This window comes from Ignavibacteria bacterium (genome assembly GCA_016707005.1).
GTDB lineage: Bacteria > Bacteroidota > Ignavibacteria > Kapaibacteriales > Kapaibacteriaceae > UBA10438.
In genome coordinates this window covers 800,514-821,650 of record JADJIQ010000002.1, presented here as the reverse complement: position 1 = coordinate 821,650, position 21,137 = coordinate 800,514, and the positions used below count along the sequence as shown (strand labels likewise).

15 protein-coding genes are annotated in these 21,137 nt (G+C 53.9%); 2 read left to right on the top strand and 13 right to left on the bottom strand.

Annotated elements, in window-relative coordinates; translation table 11 throughout:
- Positions 1–154 precede the first annotated feature (154 nt).
- Positions 155–1,405 (top strand): LamG domain-containing protein, encoded by a 1,251-nt coding sequence (locus IPI29_06230; GenBank protein ID MBK7412134.1) that lies wholly within the window; start codon positions 155–157, stop codon positions 1,403–1,405.
- A 137-nt stretch (positions 1,406–1,542) separates the two neighbouring features.
- Positions 1,543–1,755, top strand: a complete 213-nt coding sequence (locus IPI29_06225; GenBank protein MBK7412133.1) for an alkylphosphonate utilization protein — start codon at positions 1,543–1,545, stop codon at positions 1,753–1,755.
- A 31-nt stretch (positions 1,756–1,786) separates the two neighbouring features.
- Here the strand turns inward: IPI29_06225 and IPI29_06220 are convergent, their stop codons facing one another.
- The 13 genes from IPI29_06220 to IPI29_06160 form a co-directional block, all read right to left on the bottom strand.
- Positions 1,787–2,653 carry a PD40 domain-containing protein gene (locus IPI29_06220; GenBank protein ID MBK7412132.1) on the bottom strand — a complete coding sequence of 289 codons (867 nt, stop codon included), beginning with the start codon at positions 2,651–2,653 and terminating at the stop codon, positions 1,787–1,789.
- 103 nt (positions 2,654–2,756) lie between these two features.
- A complete protein-coding gene (locus IPI29_06215) occupies positions 2,757–4,223 on the bottom strand; it encodes a proline--tRNA ligase (protein MBK7412131.1) in 1,467 nt (488 codons plus the stop codon).
- Between the two features lie 167 nt (positions 4,224–4,390).
- Positions 4,391–5,200, bottom strand: a complete 810-nt coding sequence (locus IPI29_06210; GenBank protein MBK7412130.1) for a hypothetical protein — start codon at positions 5,198–5,200, stop codon at positions 4,391–4,393.
- Positions 5,197–6,231 (bottom strand): Holliday junction branch migration DNA helicase RuvB, encoded by a 1,035-nt coding sequence (gene ruvB, locus IPI29_06205; protein MBK7412129.1) that lies wholly within the window; start codon positions 6,229–6,231, stop codon positions 5,197–5,199. Before ruvB ends, IPI29_06210 begins: the two co-directional genes overlap by 4 nt.
- Before the next feature lie 22 nt (positions 6,232–6,253).
- Positions 6,254–7,534 (bottom strand): DUF5103 domain-containing protein, encoded by a 1,281-nt coding sequence (locus IPI29_06200; protein ID MBK7412128.1) that lies wholly within the window; start codon positions 7,532–7,534, stop codon positions 6,254–6,256.
- Positions 7,531–7,980, bottom strand: coding sequence for an acyl-CoA thioesterase (locus IPI29_06195; GenBank protein ID MBK7412127.1), 450 nt, complete (start codon positions 7,978–7,980; stop codon positions 7,531–7,533). Before IPI29_06195 ends, IPI29_06200 begins: the two co-directional genes overlap by 4 nt.
- Positions 7,981–8,006: 26 nt before the next feature.
- Complete coding sequence (gene bamD, locus IPI29_06190) at positions 8,007–8,753, bottom strand: outer membrane protein assembly factor BamD (protein ID MBK7412126.1); 747 nt, start codon at positions 8,751–8,753, stop codon at positions 8,007–8,009.
- A gap of 40 nt (positions 8,754–8,793) precedes the next feature.
- On the bottom strand, positions 8,794–9,684 hold the full coding sequence (gene era / locus IPI29_06185; GenBank protein MBK7412125.1) for a GTPase Era: 891 nt from the start codon (positions 9,682–9,684) through the stop codon (positions 8,794–8,796).
- A complete protein-coding gene (locus IPI29_06180; protein MBK7412124.1) occupies positions 9,681–9,986 on the bottom strand; it encodes a hypothetical protein in 306 nt (101 codons plus the stop codon). Before IPI29_06180 ends, era begins: the two co-directional genes overlap by 4 nt.
- Positions 9,983–10,534: a hypothetical protein gene (locus IPI29_06175; GenBank protein ID MBK7412123.1), complete on the bottom strand. Its 552-nt coding sequence runs from the start codon at positions 10,532–10,534 to the stop codon at positions 9,983–9,985. Before IPI29_06175 ends, IPI29_06180 begins: the two co-directional genes overlap by 4 nt.
- Positions 10,535–10,647: 113 nt before the next feature.
- Positions 10,648–11,637 carry an SRPBCC family protein gene (locus IPI29_06170; protein ID MBK7412122.1) on the bottom strand — a complete coding sequence of 330 codons (990 nt, stop codon included), beginning with the start codon at positions 11,635–11,637 and terminating at the stop codon, positions 10,648–10,650.
- Positions 11,638–11,731: 94 nt separating this feature from the next.
- Positions 11,732–15,991 (bottom strand): hypothetical protein, encoded by a 4,260-nt coding sequence (locus tag IPI29_06165; protein MBK7412121.1) that lies wholly within the window; start codon positions 15,989–15,991, stop codon positions 11,732–11,734.
- A gap of 4 nt (positions 15,992–15,995) precedes the next feature.
- Entirely contained in the window at positions 15,996–21,077 is a 5,082-nt protein-coding gene (locus tag IPI29_06160) for an apolipoprotein A1/A4/E family protein (protein ID MBK7412120.1), read from the bottom strand.
- Between the last annotated feature and the right edge of the window lie 60 nt (positions 21,078–21,137).

Here is a 21,137-nt window from a genome sequence, read left to right as displayed (position 1 = left end):
ACTTGGTTACGAGGTTACGGGGTTACGGAGATTCTCTGTTCGCTATTCGCTATTCGCTATTCGCTATTCGCTATTCATTAAGGTTTTGTCAAGGTGCATCCCACCTCCCCTTCCCTGATGTTGCATCCGTTCAACTACCTCTCGGAGAACGGCGATGATCATCAAGAAGCTTCTCGGATATGTTTTTATCATCGTGTTGGCGCTGTGCCTAGCCCCTTATCTCAGATCACAGCCCGGACCAATGACGGTGCACGAATGGGCGTCGATCACCATTGAAGCCTATGTGAATGGGGAACGGGCGAATCCGGAGATCGTGGATGTGGAGATCTCAGCTCCTGCCGGACGTACTACACGGGGTCGAACACGATTCGATAGTCTCGACCCAGGTTCCTATACCATCGTTGCTCGCATTGGTCCGTACGTTGGGACGAAACGTGTGATCGCACGTGCAGGCGAATCCACCACGGAACGTATCTACATGTCCGAAAGTGGACGTGATAAACAGGTAGCGCGGATCATCCTCCGTGATGCTGTGTTCAAAGAGCCGATGACGGATCACAGTGTGCAGTTCGATTCGGATAGCTCTGTTACAACAGATGCTGAAGGTGGTGTTACAAAGACCCTTGTTACGCCCGGGACGTCCTTCACGATCACCGGACTGGTTCAAGGGAAGCGGTCATTCGTGGGCAGGGTGACAACAGTCCCCGGAGCAACAATGCGATACATAGTGGAGGTGGCGAGCGATTATTGGCAAAATCCAATCACAAATGGACTCCTCGCCTGGTATCCGATGAACAGTGGTGCTGACACTCTCAAGGACGCCAGTCCATTTCATAGAAACGGTACATACGGAAGTTCACAGCCCACGGAATGTGTGGATAGGCATGGGGCGAATGGTGGCGCACGATTCTTTTCGAATGGGACGGATGCTGCAGTAGTGCCGGATAGCGCCTGGCAATGTTCGTTTCCGATGACCGTGAGTTTCTGGATCAAGGTCGACAAAAGAACCGCTGAAACGTCCTTTTTCCTTGGCAAGTACCTTCACCCAAACGGCGAAGGATGGTCGGTCTTCTTTGAAGGCGAGAGGCTCTGCGCCGGCTACTTCCGCTCGAACTTCAACAACTGGTCGCGCGTTAACACAGTGACCGAGATCGACTCGCTCTGGCACCATGTTGTGATCACCATTGCAAGTGATCAACTTACGTTGTACGTAGATGGTGCCCGAGCACCTGCACGTCCGTTCGCCACACCAGGAGTCTCAACAACAACTACCGAACCACTCTCGATCGGTAAGATCCGCTCAACAATCAACCATAGTATCAACGGATTCGTTGGCGCGTTCGATGATATCATGTTCTTCAACCGAGTACTAGACGAAGCGGAGATACGAAAGCTCGGAGAGTAAGTCTCTTAGTTACTAGTTACTAGTTACTAGTTACGTAGTTACTCAGTTACGGAGTTGCGGGGATTCGCTGTTCGCTGTTCACTGTTCGCTGTTCACTGTTCGCTGTTCACTGTTCGCTATTCTCCGTATTTTCCCATATGGAAATCAAAGACTCCCTCGGTAACGTGCTCGCAACAGGCGACACGATCAAGGTCATCAAGGACCTCAAAGTTGGCGGAACTAGTGTAACGCTCAAGGGCGGCCAGGTGATCAAGAAGATCCGTGTAACGGACGATCCTGATCATGTCGACTGCAAGGTTGACGGCATCAGGATCGCCGTAAAAACAGAGTTCGTGAGAAAAGTCTCGTAACTGAGTAACTACGTAACTGCGTAACTAGTAACTAGTACCCAGTAACTACAAACACGATCTTCGTTCCCTCTGCATTCGTTGTGATGCGGGCGAGCGTGCCATTGAGATCGGTGAGGGTATGGAACGGGATGAACGTTGCGGTTTCGCCATTCTTCCAGAACATTAGACGTGAGCCGCTGACACTCAGGATCTTGCCATCGGGTAGGAAGCAGAAGTCTTCGCTTCCGGTCGGAAGATCCACAAGCGGAGTAGGGGCGTCTTCGCCCTGTGCAATGGTTGCGATCTTCCAACGTGTTGAGTCGGACTTGTCAACAAAGGCGAGTCTGCCGTCTGCGGTGACGCGCAATGTACGTCCGATATTCGATGCGAGCTGTATGGTCTGACGTGATGCGAGGTCGGCAGCGATGAGCTTAGGGGGAAGCCCCTTCTCCTCATCTCCAACGATGAAGAGGGCAATGAGGCCTTCGTCTATCCAGCAGTGATACCCAACTCTGCGCGTTGCAAGAATAGGGGCGATTGGTCTTCCACCAAGATCGTACCGCCATACTTGTTGAGATTCGGTGTATTCGTCTCCATCGGCAAGGGGCTTGCCAACACGCACAACGGAGAGACTTTTGCCGTCGTTCATGGGTGTAGGAGAGAACTCTTGCTCGTTGGTCTCCGTTACTTGTCGTGTAGCTCCCGACGTAAGATCGTACCGATAGATGTCGGTAACGCCCGTACTGTCGGAGACATAATACACGCCCTTGCCATCAGGACTGAACGACGGTTGATTGTCATACCCCGTGCGTTGCGTGATGTTCCGCACGTTGCTCACCTTCATCGATGATCGATCAAGATCGGCGATGTAGATGTCGGTGTTGGGAAGGGGCGTAGTGGAGCTGCACCCTACACACAAAACAATCAGAGTTACTAGTGACCAGTTACGAGTTACCTTCTTCGTAACTAGTATCTCGTAACTAGTAACTAGTAACTCGTAACTATTAACTAGTATCTGTAAACTAGTAGGCACGTGCAAAGAGGACGCGTTGGGAACTTGGTTTGCCGGTCTTGATGCAGACGCCGTTCTCTTGCGGGTTGTTGAGCGGGATGCAGCGGATGGTGGCCTTTGTCTCTTCCTTGATGAGGTCTTCGGTCTCCGGTGTTCCGTCCCAATGAGCACTCACAAAGCCCCCTTTACCATCGAGCGTTGCAACAAACTCTTCCCATGTATCAACGCGTGTGATGTGTTCGTCGCGGAAGGCCAACGCGCGGTTGTACATCGACTTTTGGATGTCATCAAGAAGGGCAGAGATGTGATCGGCAATGCCTTCTACAGCAACGCTAGACTTCTCACGTGTGTCCCTGCGTGCTACTTCGATCGTGCCGTTGGCGAGATCGCGCGCACCGAGTCCGAGTCGGACAGGATATCCGAGTTTCTCATACTCAGCGAACTTGTATCCCGGACGATTCTGATCGTCATTATCGATCTTCACACGAATGCCCTTTGCACGCAACTCGGCTGCGATCTTGTCTGCTACTTCGGTGAGTTCAGGAAGGGGCTTTGGGATCGGTACGATCACTACCTGTGTTGATGCAAGCTTTGGCGGGATCACCAGACCTTCATCGTCGGAATGCGCCATGACAAGAGCGCCCATCAGACGTGTGGAGACGCCCCATGACGTGGCCCAAACATATTCCAACGTGCCTTCCTTGGATGTGAACTGCACATCGAATGCCTTGGCAAAGTTCTGACCAAGAAAGTGCGACGTGCCGGCTTGCAATGCCTTGCCGTCTTGCATCAACGCTTCAATGCAATACGTGTCTTCAGCGCCTGCAAACCGTTCGTTGGCTGTCTTCACACCCTTGATCACCGGCATTGCCATCCACTCTTCAGCGAACGTGGCATACACGTCGAGCATCTTCCGTGTTTCTTCGATCGCTTCGTCGCGCGTTGCATGTGCGGTGTGACCTTCTTGCCAGAGGAATTCAGCCGTGCGGAGGAAGAGTCGCGTGCGCATCTCCCACCGAACAACATTCGCCCACTGATTGATGAGAAGGGGCAGATCACGATACGATTGGATCCAGTCCTTGTAGGTGTTCCAGATGATCGTCTCCGACGTTGGACGAATGATCAACTCTTCGTCGAGCTTCGCATCCGGATCAACGATCACACCGGAACCATCCTCAGCATTCTTCAGACGATAGTGCGTAACAACGGCACATTCCTTGGCAAAGCCCTCAATGTGGGCGGCCTCCCTGCTCAAGAAGCTCTTGGGGATCAACAACGGGAAGTAGGCATTCACATGCCCCGTCTCCTTGAACATACGGTCGAGTTGATCTCGCATGTTCTCCCAGATCCCAAAACCATACGGCTTGATGACCATACAGCCCTTTACGGCTGAATAATCAGCAAGCCCGGCCTTGCGAACCAGGTCGATGTACCATTGGGAATAATCTTCTGCGCGGGATGTTATCTCTTTGCTCATGCACAAAGATATCCGCTAAACGCTATTCCAAAACCCCCATGACTGCGTCATGGGCTACAAACTTCAATGAAAATCACTATTCTAAACCCACGACTTCGTCGTGGGCTACAAACTTCAATGAAATTCGCTATTCGCTATTCGCTATTCGCTGTTCTGCGTTCGCTATTCTACTGTTTTCCATCGAACAGATACACCAGCTGCCCATCCGGCGATTGAAAGATCGCATTGCCGATGCGATTGTCGGCTGTGGGAATCTCTTCGATCGGTGTGAGCCCCAGCTGCTTGATGCGTGCGATGCGTTGCTCCATGTCCGGCATGAAGTAGGTAAATGCAAGGCTGGCGATATCCCTGTCCTCGTGGATGCCGATCTCAATGCGTTCGTCACCCATATTCACATACGGATACGGAACGGAGTCGCCCCTTACCGGAGCAAACCCTAGATCTAGCCACCAGTTCTGTTCATCGCGAAGTTTTGTAGCACTGGTGCTGAATTCTGTGAAGTTGCCACAGACGGGGTTGAGTGCGCCGGTGGCTTTGAAGTCGTCCTCCATGGTCGAAGGTCGCACAGCCAGGTAGACGCTATTGGGAGAGCGGAGGCGAAGTTCTTTGTAACTCGGACCTTCAAGATCGAAGGTGGTGAGGATCGTGAGCGAGTCGAGCTGGGCCTTCAGACGTTTGATGTTGTCACAGCGGTAGACGATGACGGGTGACGGTTGATTGGTCTTCACAAGCGTGATGATGACCTGTCCATCGGAGAGGGTGATGGCAGAATCGATCTTGTCTTCCGGTCTTGATAGGGGGCTGAATCCAACCTTTGTCCACCACGCCATGGATTGCAGAAGATCTTTGACGCTGACGATCACGCGCGTGTGTGAGCCGATGATGGCCTTGGGCATCATCGATGAAGTCTGCGCCACTGTTTGTGAACACAAACCTGTGAAAACAACGACGAGGATCAATAGTAGTCGCACTGTCAAGAATTATCTCCTGAGAACAATGGCATGTCTGGCGTTGGTGCAGTGAGTCCGAGGTGACGGTAGGCAAGGGGCGTAGCAATACGCCCGCGAGGCGTCCGCTGGAGGAATCCTTGCTGGATCAAGAACGGTTCATACACCTCTTCAAGTGTACCGGGTTCTTCACCAACCGCTACGGCAAGTGTCGAAATGCCCACCGGTCCGCCCGCGAACTTCTCAATGAGGGCCGAAATGATTCGCGCATCCATCTCGTCGAGTCCGAACTCATCCACATCCAAGGCTTGGAGTGCAAGACGGGCGATCTCCAACGTCACAACACCCGTGCCTTTTACGTCGGCAAAGTCGCGCGTGCGACGCAGGAGTCTGTTGGCAATGCGAGGAGTTCCCCGCGACCTGCGTGCGAGTTCATTCGCCCCCTCCACATCGATCTGTGCGTTGAGGAGTCCGGCACTGCGGACGATAACACGTGCGAGTTCTGCTGCATCGTAGTAGTCAAGTCTGTTCGTTATCCCAAAACGAGATCGTAAGGGGGCTGTGAGCAGTCCTTGTCGTGTTGTGGCGCCGATGAGAGTGAATCGTGGCACAGAGAGCTGGATGGAACGTGCTGCCGGACCGGAATCGATCATGATGTCCAGGCGGAAGTCTTCCATGGCCGAGTAGAGGTACTCTTCGACAACGGGCGAGAGTCTGTGGATCTCGTCGATGAAGAGGATGTCGCCTTCTTCAAGACTTGTGAGGAGTCCGGCAAGATCCCCCGGTTTTTCCAACACCGGACCCGACGTGATCTTGATCTGCGCGTCCATCTCCCGAGCGATGATATGCGAGAGTGTTGTCTTGCCAAGTCCGGGCGGACCCGTGAGCAACACATGGTCCAATGCCTCGCCCCTTCCCTTCGCAGCAGCGATAAAGATCTTGAGGTTCTCTACGATCTTCGGCTGTCCGGTGAAATCCGAAAACGTAGCCGGACGCAATGCTGCATCGGCATCATCATCTACGCGGACCCGCGGATCCGTCTGTTCGTTCTGTCTGCTCATGTAGAAGAAAGTTACGGAGTTACTATCGTCCTGACGTATAGATGTTCGACGCAGTCACGGCAACGATGCCGTCATAGCCGCCGTAGTCGAGCTCGCGGTAGTAGGCGAAGGCAACGAAGCTGTTGGAGGCGGAGGCGGTGTTGCCTTCGAATTCTTCGTAGGTGAGATCGAGGATCTGGTCGGCGTCGGCGCTGAGGCGACCGGTGGCGTAGAGGTAGTTGTGTCTGCCGCGACGTAGCCATTGCCGACATCGGTAGAGTCGCAGCTCTTCGTCGAAATACATCATCCACGACTTGTCGGGCTTCCACTGATTGAACGACCCCACAACGAACACGTCATCTTCACTTGGTCCGCCAGGTGCGGGATCAAGAAGTATCTCCACTGGCACGTATTCATCGCTGTACCCGGAGATCATGGTTGTCACAAGAGCGCCATCATCAGAACGTTCGTAGAACATGCCGTTGCGACGGAGATCGCTAAGAGGCATACGAACGGGTTGACCGGTAAAGGGGTATCGCGACTGATCGGAGAGATCAAGAATGCGGTATTCATTCTGTGCGGGAAGTCGTGATACACGGAACACCTTGCCGCCATTCAGAATTCCAACAATGGCACTGCCTATACCGCGAGGGTTCACATCCCACGGAGCACGCTCGGAAACAATGAAGGGTTCGTTCCATCGATTGTTGCGGTAGAACGTTACGGTGTGAAGGTTGTTGGTGAGGAGATCACCGGTTGGCTCAGTAACAGTGGCTTCGATGGTATAGGCGATGGAGCTTACACGTTTGACGGGTTCGTAGAAGTCCGTCATAAAGGCCAGCGACATGGCTGCGCGTTTCTGCACGGCAAAGATCCTGGTCTGACCCAACACGGCATCGGTGTTGAGATCGTGGAGCGTAACGAGCCAGTTGCCGCTGAAACGAAGCGATGTTTGAGGGTTTGGGATCTGCATCTTCCCGCGATATCGATAATACTTGGATCGCTCGGGAGCGAGTGTCCAATCGACGATACTTGAGCGGTTGGTTACATCCGTAAGAAAGCCGTTATCGTCGGGCGACCAATCGGCCTTGCAATGCGTGATGCGCGCGTAGACATTGGGAATGGTCTGCGCAGTGAGATCGAACTCAATGGTGGCAAACTCTGAACCCACGTTCTTGTCGACGTCCTTATCCATCATCACGATGGGTGGCAGACTCTCATTATTGCCGCCGTATGCGCGGATCATGCGCACAGTTGGGATCTCATCCTGGGACCAACCAATGGTTGATGCCACAACAAGTCCAACGAGCACCCATCGGATCATCCGCGTAAGGCCTTCATCGTCTCGCGAGCACGAAGACGGTTTTCTCTGCGGATGGCGGCTTCTTCGAACCGACGTTTCTCGTCATCCGTTACGGGCTCGAGAGGAGGTGCGGGAAGGGGCTTGCCATATTGATCAATGGCCACAAACGTGAGATAGGCTTCCGACGTACGTGTACGGGTGCCATGCAACGGGTCTTCGCGCCAAACCTCAACGTACACTTCCATCGATGTGCGGAAGGCACGGGTAAGAACGGAGCGGATGTGGACCACGTGACCGAGTTTGATCGGCTCGTTGAAACTGATCTCGTCTACTGATGCTGTTACGCAGACCTTGCTGCTGTGGCGTTGCGCGCTGAGCGCTGCGGCGATGTCCACCCAGTGCATAAGGCGTCCGCCAAGGAGATTGCCAAGGTAATTGGTGTCGTTCGGGAGCACAAGCTCCGTCATGACAACGACGCTCTCTTCAGGGGTTTTCACGGAAGTCCTTTTTCAATTTCGTCAACATCGTCCTTGAGCTGCGGATCCTTCACCATTCGACGATACATCGCGATCAATGTGCGTGCATCATCGTTCTTCTCCTGCCACTCAAGGATCTGCAGCTTCAGTACCATTGCCTTTTCGAGCCACTTGGAGTCGGGGTATTCATCAATGATCGCATCAAGATGAATCGAAGCTGCACGACGTGCCTGGGTGCGCATGTAGTGTTCGGCGATGATCCAGTTCCGCTCAGCAAGTCGGTCTCGCAGTTCCCGTGTGCGCACGGCTGCCTCGCGAGAGAGCGAGTCGCTCATGAACATCGCTTGATAGTCTGCATAGGCCTGCAAGGCCTTGCGCGTATTCTCTTGATCGCGGTCAGCCGGCAACGAGATCTTGTCGTAGCAGAGTGCGGTCTTGTACATCGCAGGTCGTACGAACTCACTCGACGGATAGGAACGTCTGATCAGATTGTAATTGAACGCCGCCATGATGAACTCACCGCGTTCGAACGTGATCTCAGCCAGATAATACTGGGCGTCGTCGGCGTATTGGGATGCGGGGTATTGAAGTTTGATCACTTCCATACCCGACTGAGCATCAAGCCAATCGCCGTCATCGTAGGACTTCTTGGCACTGGCCCAAACATCGTCTACAGTCCGCTGCTTCTTTGCCTCGTCAGACGATGCACAAGAGAAGAGCGAAATAGCGAAAAGGGCAAGAAATATTCGGTAGGGGGCTGGCATAGACCGCAAAGATAACGGATGGCGACGGGAGGTATTGGCTTCAATAGCCAAGACTTGCCAATTGAGTGCGGTCATTGCGCCAATCATTTCGGACCTTGACGTAGAGCTCCAAGAACACCGGCATGCCAAGATGCTGCTCAATTGTGGCTCTGGAAGCCTCTCCAACCTGTTTCAACGCACCACCCTTGGCACCGATGAGGATGGCCTTCTGGTTCTCGCGCTCAACAACGATATCTGCAGCGATGTACCACTTGCCCCCTTCACGCTCCTTGAACTCTGCGATGGTGACGTCGGCAGCGTAGGGGATCTCTTCGGAGAATTGCTTGAAGATGGCCTCACGAATGAACTCGGCAACGAAGAACCTGTCCGGCTGGTCCGAGACGATCTCCGTGTCGTACTGAAACTCACCTTCCGGCGCGAGTTCACACAAGAGCTTTACAAGATCTTCCACAAAGGTGGTGTCCTTGGCGCTGATGGCAATGGCCTTGGCGAAGAGTCCGCTCAGACGTGCTTGTTCCATCAGGACGGCAGCTTCCTTGGGCACGCCGAGGACATCCATCTTGTTGAGGACGAGGATCACCGGCACTTTGCGCTTTGTGATGGCATCGGACCACATTGGGTCGATGACATTTCCGCGCTCAAAGGCCTTCTTGACGTCCACGATCACGCAGATGATGTCCGCTGCATCCAGCGACTCATCCACATAGCCCATCATGTGCTTCTGCATCCGATACTTTGGAGCAAGAAGTCCGGGAGTATCAAGAAAGACCAGCTGTGTATCGCCTTCAGTGTGAATGCCCAGGACACGTTTCCGTGTTGTCTGTGGCTTATTCGTAACGATGCTCAGGTGCATGCCCAGGATGGCATTCATGAGCGTAGATTTTCCGGCGTTGGGTCGTCCCACCAGGGCGATGGTTGCGAAACGTGTCACTCTGCCTCGGTTGGTTGCGGTTGGAACGTCACGTCGGGATGGGCTTCTATCCACGCACGTTCTCGCTCAATGATCTCTCGGATGGCCGGTTTCATGAACTGATCATCGGGAACGAACCTGCACAGCGCGCGGGCAAGGATCACTGCTGCTGCTTCTGGGGGCATGGAGCGGTTGAGAATGATCAGACGTTGCTCGTGGACAACACAGGCGCCGCCACGGAATGTGCCGGATTCGCGCCGAACGTTGTAGTCAAGCGACTTCGCAAGTGCCATCAATTCTTCGAGAAGCTTTTCTGCCTTCATGATTTCGTTTGATCCGCGTTAGGTCGTTGCAAGGGGCGTATGGTACAGAACAGGATCATCGTGAGCGCGGCAAGCAGGGACATGCCCAGCAAGATGTTCACTGTTGTGTTTGTATAACGGTTCAGAAAGGCCGCAATGATCTCCGCCGGCTGCGCCAAAGGCATACCCGTGGTTCGGTCAAAGAACGTCCAGAGTCGGTAATCCTCCCACGCCACGTAGGCTTGGACAGGGATCAAGAGCATGAGAAGCACGGCCGACATCAACAGCCATCCATGGGTGCGGAAGGACCTGCGGACGATCACTGCCGTCCCCACGCCTCCAACCGTTGCCAAGAGGAAGGACCATCCGGTCCACCCACCAAGCAACGTGAATAGCCAGATCGTGTGTACACGAACTGCCTCGGACTGTGTCGGCTTAAAAACGAGGGTCCCGGGAACGAAGACGTCAAACCCTACAACCATCCGGGCAATACTGGCACCTAACCAGATCACACCACCAACCGCAAACAACGAGAGAAAGACCCTGAAAGGCCAGCCGTTAAAACTCATTTGCGAAGTTACTCAGTTACCAGTTACCAGTTACTAGTTACAAGTTACTAGTTACCGGATTCGCGGTTACCCTGTCCCTAGTAACTAGTACCTAGTAACTAGTAACTGACTTACTAGTAACTATAATACACCTTCGTGAGCCACTTCATCGGGTCCTTCTCGGTTCCGGGATCGCCTACATACTCTTCGAAGGGGGCTGAGCGGGCTGTTTTGCCGTGTTCTTTGAGCCAGGCCAGACATGCGGTATGGGCCATCTCAGAGTCTTCATACGGACCGTAGTAGTGAGCGATGATCATTGGCCCCTTGTCGAGGATGACAGGGTGGATGGCCTCGTTGCCCTTAGCAGGTGCCTTGATGGGGATCACTGCTTCCATATCTGTTGTCTTGCCATCCCAGGTGTGGTAGATGGCCATTGGGTAGCCTTCCATGGTGATGTTGTTCTGGGCCATGAACTGCATGATGGCTCCGTAGTGCTTTGCCAAGGTTGTTCCGATCTCGGAGGCCTTGATGGTTGAGCGGATGCCCAGACCAAAACCACCTGCGCAGTTGTATTCTTCCATCTGGACGATTTTGCCCATCGCGATCTTTTTGGCTGGGGATGACATGCTGGCAATGCCTTTTTCGAAGTCAGGGCCAACCATCAGATCAAGCATGACGTTGAACCACCGTGAGAAGATGTTGCCCTTGGCGTCGGTATCCAGTGTCCACGTGACCTCGGTGCCGTTGCCCTTCGGTGTAAATGTGAACGTTGCCAACGCGGGTTCCATCTGGCCAAAGACAAGGTCGATCTCGATCTTCTCTGGTGTAGAGGATGCGATGGTGTAGGAGCCATTGTCGAGCTTTTCACTGACCCACGTGTATTTGGCCCCGACACCCTTGGTAGGACCAGAGAATGTGAGGACTGCATTGGTATCCATGGCAAGCCACGGTGACCAGCTCTTGATCAAACTCAGGTCGTTGACAAGTGCTTTGACCTGACGTGGTGATGCGTCCACAAAACCAGTGCGAGCCACATGCCCCTTGTCAGAGAGAAGGAGTCCGCCAACAACAACGATGAGGATGATGCTGGCGATGACGATGCCGATCCACTTGAGGAGTTTCATAGAGTGCTAGATTGTTAGAGTGCTAGATTGCTAGAGTGCTAGATTGTTAGAGTGCTAGATTGTTAGAGTGCTAGATTGCTAGAGTGCTAGAGTGCTAGAAGAGGGGGAGGACGTCGGCGTAGACGATGCGGCGGTCGAGGGTGAATTCCATGTCGCCCCCTCCACTTGCTGATTTGAGGCCGAGGCTGCCTTCACGTTTGCGATTGTCAAGCGGATCGGAGTAGAACTGTTCGTACTCCTTGATCACAACGCGATGTTGTACTCCGTCGATGCCACTTGGAACGCGAAGGGTGCCGCCCCACATGTTGGCGGCGGAGAGTCGGTCGAGACGTTGTGTTGTGACAGGTGTCCAGCCGATGTCTTCACCGCCGGCGGCGGCATCACGTTTTTCGATGGTCACTTCAATATCACTTCCGGTCTGACCGGTGGTGTTGATGCGATAGGTTGGACCTACCACCTGAATGTTGATGGATTGGCGGTCTGTATCGATGGTCGCAGTTGCTTGACGGTCAGGTGCGAGCTGACAGAATTCAGAGAGTACTGCACGTGAGCAATACACGTCTCTGCCCGTTGAATCATCATCAAGCGAATATGGCTGGAAGCGCACAAGGGCAAGACGAATGAACGGGTAGTAGGACTGGCCGGGGTCGATCGTTACGTCGCAATACCAGAGCTGACGGTCTTCGTCGTACTTCGGTTTGTAGGCAACCACTGTGAATCGCTCTGTTATGCCAAGCTCTTCGAGACTCACACCGCTCTCTACATGATCGGCATCGCTGAAGTTTGCAACAACGGGTGTGGAATCTGATGGAGTTGGCGCACTGAGCCACACGGGATCAAGTCCCCACTGCGTTACAAATGGTGAGTGACTCTCCGGAATATCCACCTTCACATTTGTAAGTCCGCTCAGCACGGTGCCTTTCGATGCGCCAATGCCAAGCCCCTTACTGTAGAAGTTGCCCTTGAAGTCTTTGCCACCACCACCGCCACTGCCGGGCTTGTACTTCTGTCCGGTGTAGAGAATGATGCCTACCATCTCTTCGTTGCCGGAGGAGTACCATGGACGTTCCATCCAAATGCGAAGTCCACCACCTTTGCGAGTTGACGTAACAGAATTGCCTACAAGCTTCTTCTCTTCCTCCACCCATGTGAATGATGGGATCACATAGAGAAGCTTCACAGAATCCGGACGTTTCGTGCTGAGGACGTGGAGTGCCTTGCCGATGCCCTTGCGTGTGAGGTTCGCAGGATCTTTGCGAAGTGACTCTGCCAGATACTCACGGAACCGCGTAGTTGCCGTAGGTACATAGGTGATGTGACGATGTTTTGTATCACCAAACTCTTGCGTCTTCTCGTTCGAAAGTTTGTCAACGAGTCTGTCTTCAACATGCTGCTCGTAGAAGTATGACTGTTGTTGAAGATCTTCCGGACCCTTCTTGTTCAGGTTGTCTTCCTTCATCAGCCACTCGGCATTCATGTCGATCTTCTGTGTTGTACGCCCATGAACATACGTCTCGGTGATGTCGATGGTGGCATTCGTCGACCCAAAATCACGAAGTGCAACCTTGGCCGTTTTCACTTCCGGTTTTTTAAGGGGCTTCTGTGTTGCGTGGACAAGATGCAAGGTCCTGCCCGGTGTGATCAACCAATTCAAGCCGCGTGATGCTGCCGCCATTGCGCCGGCTGCGATCCCAGCCGCCTGAAGTGTGCCCTTGTGTCCAAGGAGAGAAAGGTTGATGTCTGCGTCTGCTTGCTTTTCACCCAGTGAGCTACTGAAGAGGATCCAGGCCTGCTCACCCTTTGGCAGAAGGATCGTGAGCGTGCGTTGTGCGGCATCCCATGTTGGTGCGCCGGTTCCTTCGGCAAGCTTGATGATGATGCTTCTGATCTCCGGCCACACATCCATGCCATCAAAGACAATAGATGCCACGCCGGTAGCAGAGCTGATGCTTGCCATGTTCACACCGGAAAGCGTCACTTCCATGAGCTGTCCGGCCGTAACACCGGGAACACCACTGAGCGTGAGTCCTCGTGCAAGCGGATCCGGCAGATATGGCGGCGCAGCGGATGCACCGGGCACATACGGATAGTTGATCGCGTTCTCTTTAGCGTCGCCTGCCGGTGGAACGTTGTCTGTTGCTTCGGGCTTGAGGTCTCCGGTAACAGTACGTGTATACCAACGTGAAGGGAGTTGACCGCTCTTCTTCACGATGAGGTCGTACGTTGTTACGTCGCCCTTGAGTTTGCCGGTAGGTGTTACGTCAAAGAGTCCGTGACGTTCACAAGTCTGCTGCGCGGCAAGGGGCGGATAGACGTGACGTTCCGAAACTTCTGTTGTAGCTACTTCATCAGCATCGTTCTCGCTGGCATTGTAGTTGCGAACCACCATACGTTCGAGCGACTCGCCTTCCACAGGATGTTTGCGAAGAGCAAGCATCGGAGAAGAGATCGGATCCCAACGCAGATACCGCACAAGAGCAGTAGTGCATGAGATGTCGTCGGGGGCGAGCTCGTTGAGCAACGGACCGTTGCCAACAACATCCACCACACGTGCACGCATGCGATAGCCTCTGCCATAGCGCAAACGCGGGAGGGAGTTCTTGACGACTGTTACTGCCGACTCAATCTGGTACTCAAACGTGGCAGGTGGCGATGCCTTCTTCTGTTCTGGTGCTAACTCATCTTCTACACCAATGTGTTGTCCGATGAGTGGCGCTACAAGACTCCAACCTTCCCACTGCATCACAGTTTCGTGGGCATAGAGGGCGCGCATCGACGGCGTATCATCGGAACCAACCGGACGTGAGGCGCCAAACGTCATCACACCTTCTTCATCAAGCACAGTAACGCCGGTTGTCTTCAAGTCGCCCGTTGCTTTTGGGAAGGTATACGTTGCGTTCCGTCGCATCAATGAGTGCCACTTCTTCGAAACGTCGTCCCACACATCCACGCGGAATCCACGCAGAAGGTCATCCGCATACAGCGTTACCTCTGTATTCGCAACGATCTTGTTGTAGTTCTGGGCATTCCTGATGATGGCTTTGGCGAGCTTCAAACCGCGATTGACGCGGATGAGTTGCAGACCTGTGCCACGCACCGTTGGAGGCGATGCATCGGACGCAGAATCTCTTGTGTTGAAGGTCTTCTTTGCTCGATGCATCATGCCGCGAGTGTACTGCAGCGTCTTGATCGCAGCTGCATCTACATCGACCTGGATGATGTCGAAGTGACTCGCATCATCGAGGCAAAGGACAGCCCCCTTGATCTCAGACTCGGGTAGGGGGCGAGGCAGGAACTGCCAATATTGCGGTGAACCAGAACGATCAAGTCGATAGGCTACCCAGGGCGATGTGTTCTTTGTGCCGGGGAGTTGTGGGGATGGAAAATCGACGAGACAACGGACCTTGCTTACGTCATCAAACCCACTCGGGATCTCAAACTCCACATGCTGAACGATGCCGAGCTTGCGAAGCATGATCGGATACTCGCGCATGAGCGAGACCACTTGATGGAAGTCGTAGGATGGGCGTGCGATCTTGGCACGCTCTACGCGACGTTGCACCTTGGCCCCTTTGCCAACACCCGGCTTGTCCTTGCTGTAATTGCGTGCTGTGTGAAAGACCTCGGCCATGAGGAGTCCGCCAACAGGAGACGTCATGTTAACCGGACGATACATCATCGTCTCGGGGCTCGACGGAACTTCTACCTGACCGCCCTTGATGCCACGTACGGGGTTCTTGGATGTCTCGCTTTGGTTGAGGCTCTTGGCTGTTTGCGCCATGCCGTCTTTTTCGAAGGCACTCTTGAGCTGACGCAGATTATTCTCTTCTTCATCATTCGGTGTGAGATCCTTCATGAGGTCCATCACCTTTGGGAGTGCGGCAGGACCACCAAAGCTTGACTTTGTGTCCTTGGCTACAGACTTGATCATCTCGATCTTCGGTGCTGTTGCGAATTCCTTTGCCAGCTTCACGTAGGCAGAATTCACGGATGCCAGTACACCCTTCACCGGGAACGACACGAGCTTGTAGTTCGTAAATGGCTTGTATTCGAATGGATTGACAAGCGTGGTCTTCTGAAAGATCGCCTTCCATGTCTCTGAATCTGCGATTTCGTTCTTCACGGTCATCGCCGATGGCTTCACCTTTAGTCCATCAAAGTCGAGTGCGATCTTGATATTCTTGAGTGTCTCCGGCCAATCGATCCAATCCGGATAGTCCGCCAACGTGCGTGGCTGTGTTGTGGCCTCTTGAAGTTTTGGCGTTACGCTGATCGCAACAGAGAGATACGTCCGTCCGTCGCGTTGTTCAACGTCATACGGTACGGCCAACCATTGGAGTTCCTGTGTAGCCATGATATCAGGCCTCCTCATATTCGAAGCTTGAACAATACAGTTCCCATAGCGATGGCTCTGGGAGTGCGTCTTTGAACGTTGGGTCGCCGTCTGAGCCCTTAAGCTGACGTTCCACCGTTACACCAACACTGAAGCTGATGAAGAGGATCTCGATCTCCACTTCGATCGTGGCAACACCAAAGACCTTGCCGTTGCTTTGCCACGTGAGCTTCAATTCAAAGAGAAGGCTTATGCGAATCAAACCAAGTATGGAAAGATTTCCCGTGAGACGGAAGTAGCCCGTGAGTTCGGACTGTTCTACCATCTTGCCTTCGATCTCTTTCGATTCGAGTTTGTAATAGACGCCGGCCATCACACTTGCACCGCCGGAGGCCACGCCGCAGTCGAATCCGAAGTTGCCACCGAATTCAAATGCAGCTTCGAGCATACGCACGCCGGACGGTGTGATCTCGATGCCGAAGAATCCGCCCCCTGCAAACATCATGATCGTCAGGCGGAACGGATTGTCCTTGGTGCAGAATGCGAAGTAGGCGGAGAACGGACGTCCATCGAACGGAATGGTGATGCTCATGATGAAGGCCATGTTCTGCAGAGAGAACACGCCAACGGTCACATTGGGCAGACCGATCGTAAGGGAGGCCGTGATGCCTGATGGCAATACGTTGAAGTCGAATGAGAAGCCAACCCCACCGCCGCCGCCGCCCTTTGGAATGAGATCCTTGAGCTTGTTGACAAAGGAGAGGGGGCCTGCAAACTCCACACTTGCAATGTCGGGGTTGATCGATGGTTTCTCACCGATCTTCGCCGAGAACGACAGCTTGTTGAACGTGATGATGAGGAACTGTGCAGCACCATCACCGATGAGGTTGATGATAAAGTTCGACAGCGATCCGTAGAGTTTCACTTCCGGCGGATCGAGGTTGAGCTTCTTGATGAACTCAGCCTTGAGATACAGAATAGCTTTGTCGTCCTTATCGGTTGCTCCCGGATCACGTGGCATCAGAATGTTGCCAGGGGAACCCTTGATCTCCGTCTGCCATTCGTACACAAGTTGAAGACCCTTCTTCAACCCTTCGAGTGCACCTGCAACTTCTTTGTATTTCTCTGCTGCCTCGTTACCGGCCTCGATAAGGGGCTCCAGGGCTTTATCGATCTCGGACTTGAGTTCATTGATCTTATCGTCGATCCGTTTTTTCCATTCCTTGATGCGATCTTCAGCGGCCTTCTTTCCTGCATTGATGTAGCCTTGGATCTCGCTCTTCACGGCATCAACTTCGGCCTTGAGTGCAGCCTTTGCGGCGTTGACTTCTGCCGCGACATCAGCAACGAGTTTCTCCGCCTCTGCCTTTACTTCATCTGCCTTGGCCTTGATATCATCAATGTCGTCCTTGATCCCGAAGTCGTCCTTCTTATCAAGGCCAGGCATCTTGTCCATGTTGTTCAGAATGCCCTGAACAAAATCAAGGACGTCCTTGAGAGTGATGTCGCCCAAGATCTTGCTGTTCAGCAAGCCGGCGAAATACTCCATCGGATCGAAGTTCCCCACTGCGGCAGCAGAGTTCGCAAGGTCATTCACCTTGCCTTGGATCGGCCCCATCAAACGAGAGAGTGCATCAACACCAATGCTTGGTGCTGCCAAGCCCCCTCCCTTATCCGACTGAGCTCCGAAGTCCATGTTCAATGCGTCTTGAAGCGCAAGGAACATCTGTGTTGGATTCTTGATGTCGTTGACGTTGACGCTTGCGCCCTTGGCAACGGCGGCCCCGGCCTCGAAGGCATGGGCGAGGTATTTCTCGTAGAACTTGACGGTGTTTGTGCCGCTGGTGCCGAGGAGTTCTTGGACCTTCTCGATGGCAACCGTCGACTTCTCCATGCGCGGGAAGAACCGCGGTGTGTTCACCGGGATCTCGTTGTTCGCATATCCGTGAAGGTAGAACTTCGCCGTGGGGAAGGAGGTGTCGCCACGTTTGATCGACGGAGCAAAGGCAACCTTCTGACCGTTGATCTCTACGGTTCTGCGTGACATCTGCTTTACATACGAACTTGCATCGCCAGAGCCATTCTTGTTGCCACTGAACGTTTGCAACTTGCTCACGCTGCCCGAACCCGCGCAGTCTGGCGAAGTGAGGAAGGCTAGGGGCACACTGAACTGAACGGTGTTGTTGTCCCAGTCCGTTGCGATGCAGTTCCATCGCACATCTTGCGGCGCTCCGCCGCCAATGCTGAACATCGGCCAGAAGCTGTTGCTGGAGAACAGTGTGTCATCTGATTCAATAAGGGGCTTTGGGAGCTCCAAGTTCGGCGTCATCTTCGTTGTGATGGTTACGCGACGGAACGGGAACTCTCTGCCTTCATACTCCATGCCGTCGAGTCCGTCAGCCGGAAACTCGCGAACGGGCTCCTTGAGAATGATGAACATGCGCTGCATGAGATATGCCGCCATGTCTCCGCGTGGTGTCCGCACGAACTTGCGTTCGGTCTCCTTGATCAGCGTTGCTCTGTTCCCGAACGGATAGAGGTATCCTTTGTAGGCAACGCGAACAAACGTGTCTCTTCCCTGTGCGCCGCGTTGTACCCAACCTTCTACCTCGAGATCATCATCCGGATGCGGATCCCACGAACCGGTGCCATCCATCCATGCGCCAAGCGACGTGAGCATCAGTCGTTTCACCTTGACGGGTTCGGTTTCGGTGAACTTCAGCCCGTAATTGGATGTAAGGTCTACGATCTCACTGCGGTCTCTGCGATTGAGTGAGGTGCGGAACGGACGTTCTTTGAAGATGGGCTGCATCGTGCGTGCTGTGCCGTAATCGGGCGACCAAATAGCACGAACCGTGCGGAAGTACTCTGCGTTCTCATTCACCGATCCGTCCGTGTGGCGAACACCAAGACGGGTGTGCCACAGCTCTACCTTGCGTTGGTCAGGCGTAAGCCCGCTTGACGTGCGGTGGGCGAATCCGGCGTATTTGTTCGGCGAAAGGAACAAACGGTACGGATATTCGATCGCTGTTTCGTCGAGCTCCGGCCATTTGATAGGGGGCTTTACGAGTGCAGCAGCAAGGATGTCGCTGATCGTTGAGTCGGCAAGTGATGTTGCAAGGTCTGCCTGTGATTCGAACGCCGACTTCACGCGTGACTGTTTCTTCGACGTTAACCTGCTTGATGCACCGGCATTCACCGTGTACTTCTTGCCCGTGCTGATGCCCTTCTTCTTTACATAGAGCATCGAACTCTTCGCATCCTTTACTTCTGAGTCGCCAACAGACGCATACTTCAAGAAGGTGCTTGATGCCAATGAAGAGTAGATCGATTCAACAGCAGGGGGTTTGGCACTCGGTGAAACAGCAAGAGTGAACTTCTTCCAGTCGAGCAAACCTTCAATACTGTACTTGCCGGAATACCCGGAAGGAAGCTGGAACGAAAGCCGCGACGGATGAGCCATCGCTGCATCGATCGGCGGATCGAGCAATGGTTCGTCGCTGCTCGTCTTCTTCGATTGATCTCCGGGAGGATAGGCCGATTGATCGGCGGGTTTGTCACCCGTATAGAAGAATGCGCGTTCGGCGATGTGCTGCGGTTGGAAATGAACGATGAGTCGAGACCCGCTGCCGCCGCCGGAGAATGTTCCGCCGGATTTGTTGAGTGTGATATTCTGAAACTCAAAGGTCAACACCAGCAAGTCGTCAGGACGGATCACCGTAACACGAGGATTGTTCGGCATGGTGAACTTGGCCTTGCCAAGTTTTCCGAGTGATTTCTTCACCGTGCCGGTGACGGTTGGATCCTTTACCTGCGACTGCACAGACATCGTCTGTTTGAGGTCCACCTGCAGCGATGCCAGATGCATGTGCGGTTTAGGCAACGCCGAGGGCTTTACGGACTTCGTTAACAAGGCAAGCTGGTAGAGAGGATGTGTTGTTGTGGGTTCCGTGACGGCCCCGGATACGGGGATCACATATCTCTTCAGACCCGGCGCAACAATAAGCCTCGTGATCTCCTGGCCCCTGCGCTCGATCTCGAGCGGTGGAATACCTTCTCGGTCACCCAATTCAACGGAGACACCTTCGATATGTGTCCACTCGGCACCCTTCGCATATCGTGCTACAAGGCCGTCATGGCGCCCCTTCTCCGTCATAGCCCATGCGTAACGAAGGTCACGGAGAGGAAGTGTGATCCCGGCTTCTGCTACGTTGAGAAATGTTGCCCCCTCACGTGCTGCCTCCATCATCCCAGTTGCTTGACCGTCCGATCGTATCTCCAAGGAGCACGCATCGAACGAGGTGCTGTTCGACACGAGCTGCCAGTCTGCAAGACCGGTTGGATCGATCTTTACCTCCCACGGTTGATCTCCGCGCTCAACGCGAACCAAGGACCGTTTCCCATTGGCACCGGTTGTGAGAGAGGGGGCATCCTTTGCCAGAGCCATTACTGAGCAGCGTGAACCAAGGAGCGTGCGTTTGTCTGCCGTGAGCATTGATGCTGAGGCAAATGTCAAAACCCATGATGGTCGGAACGATGCCACTCCAGAAGCGATCGCAACGGATGCATCTGCGCCGATGTGCGAATGAATGGCAGACGTGCGCAGCAGGTGTGCTGCTGACGTGTCGAGAAGCCACTGAACGAAGTCAACGCTCTCTGTGGCCCCAAGTGCTGCAAAGCGGAATGTGGCCTGAGCGCTGATCCCTCGTGAGATATGGGCTTCAACGTCGGCTCTGATCTGGGTGCCGGGGAAGAGAGCATCACGCAGCGTGACGACGATCCCGGCATCGGTCTCTGATGCGTGAACGCTTGGCGTTCCATCGAAGAGGTCAGGATCCACAGACCAGCGTTCCACGCCGGCAACGAGGAAGACGATGCGCCGTCCGCGACGGACCATGACATACGAAGTGCTGACCGCGGCCTGGACGATCCCGGCAAGAGGTGCGGCTGCAAGAGTAAGTGCGCCGGCGAGTTTGATCGCATGTCTGCGCGAAAGCCCAAAGGCTTCTGGTCGCTCCACGACGGTGGCAACCGAGCGTTGCTCTGTTGGAATCCGCGGGACGAGCGAGCGCTTCAATGATGAGAGCGAAAGCCGTTGTCGGTTCATTGTCCCACCCCTTCCTTGGTACATGACGCCGTATAACCAGACGGCAAAACAACGTCAACC

What these genes read in the sequence shown, in the direction of transcription:
- IPI29_06230 (MBK7412134.1), top strand. Translation starts at nt 155, where the DNA reads ATGATCATCAAGAAGCTTCTCGGATATGTTTTTATCATCGTGTTGGCG.
- IPI29_06225 (MBK7412133.1), top strand. Translation starts at nt 1,543, where the DNA reads ATGGAAATCAAAGACTCCCTCGGTAACGTGCTCGCAACAGGCGACACG.
- IPI29_06215 (MBK7412131.1), bottom strand. Translation starts at nt 4,223, where the DNA reads ATGAGCAAAGAGATAACATCCCGCGCAGAAGATTATTCCCAATGGTAC.
- ruvB (MBK7412129.1), bottom strand. Translation starts at nt 6,231, where the DNA reads ATGAGCAGACAGAACGAACAGACGGATCCGCGGGTCCGCGTAGATGAT.
- IPI29_06200 (MBK7412128.1), bottom strand. Translation starts at nt 7,534, where the DNA reads ATGATCCGATGGGTGCTCGTTGGACTTGTTGTGGCATCAACCATTGGT.
- IPI29_06195 (MBK7412127.1), bottom strand. Translation starts at nt 7,980, where the DNA reads ATGACGGAGCTTGTGCTCCCGAACGACACCAATTACCTTGGCAATCTC.
- bamD (MBK7412126.1), bottom strand. Translation starts at nt 8,753, where the DNA reads ATGCCAGCCCCCTACCGAATATTTCTTGCCCTTTTCGCTATTTCGCTC.
- IPI29_06180 (MBK7412124.1), bottom strand. Translation starts at nt 9,986, where the DNA reads ATGAAGGCAGAAAAGCTTCTCGAAGAATTGATGGCACTTGCGAAGTCG.
- IPI29_06175 (MBK7412123.1), bottom strand. Translation starts at nt 10,534, where the DNA reads ATGAGTTTTAACGGCTGGCCTTTCAGGGTCTTTCTCTCGTTGTTTGCG.
- IPI29_06170 (MBK7412122.1), bottom strand. Translation starts at nt 11,637, where the DNA reads ATGAAACTCCTCAAGTGGATCGGCATCGTCATCGCCAGCATCATCCTC.
- IPI29_06165 (MBK7412121.1), bottom strand. Translation starts at nt 15,991, where the DNA reads ATGGCTACACAGGAACTCCAATGGTTGGCCGTACCGTATGACGTTGAA.
- IPI29_06160 (MBK7412120.1), bottom strand. Translation starts at nt 21,077, where the DNA reads ATGAACCGACAACGGCTTTCGCTCTCATCATTGAAGCGCTCGCTCGTC.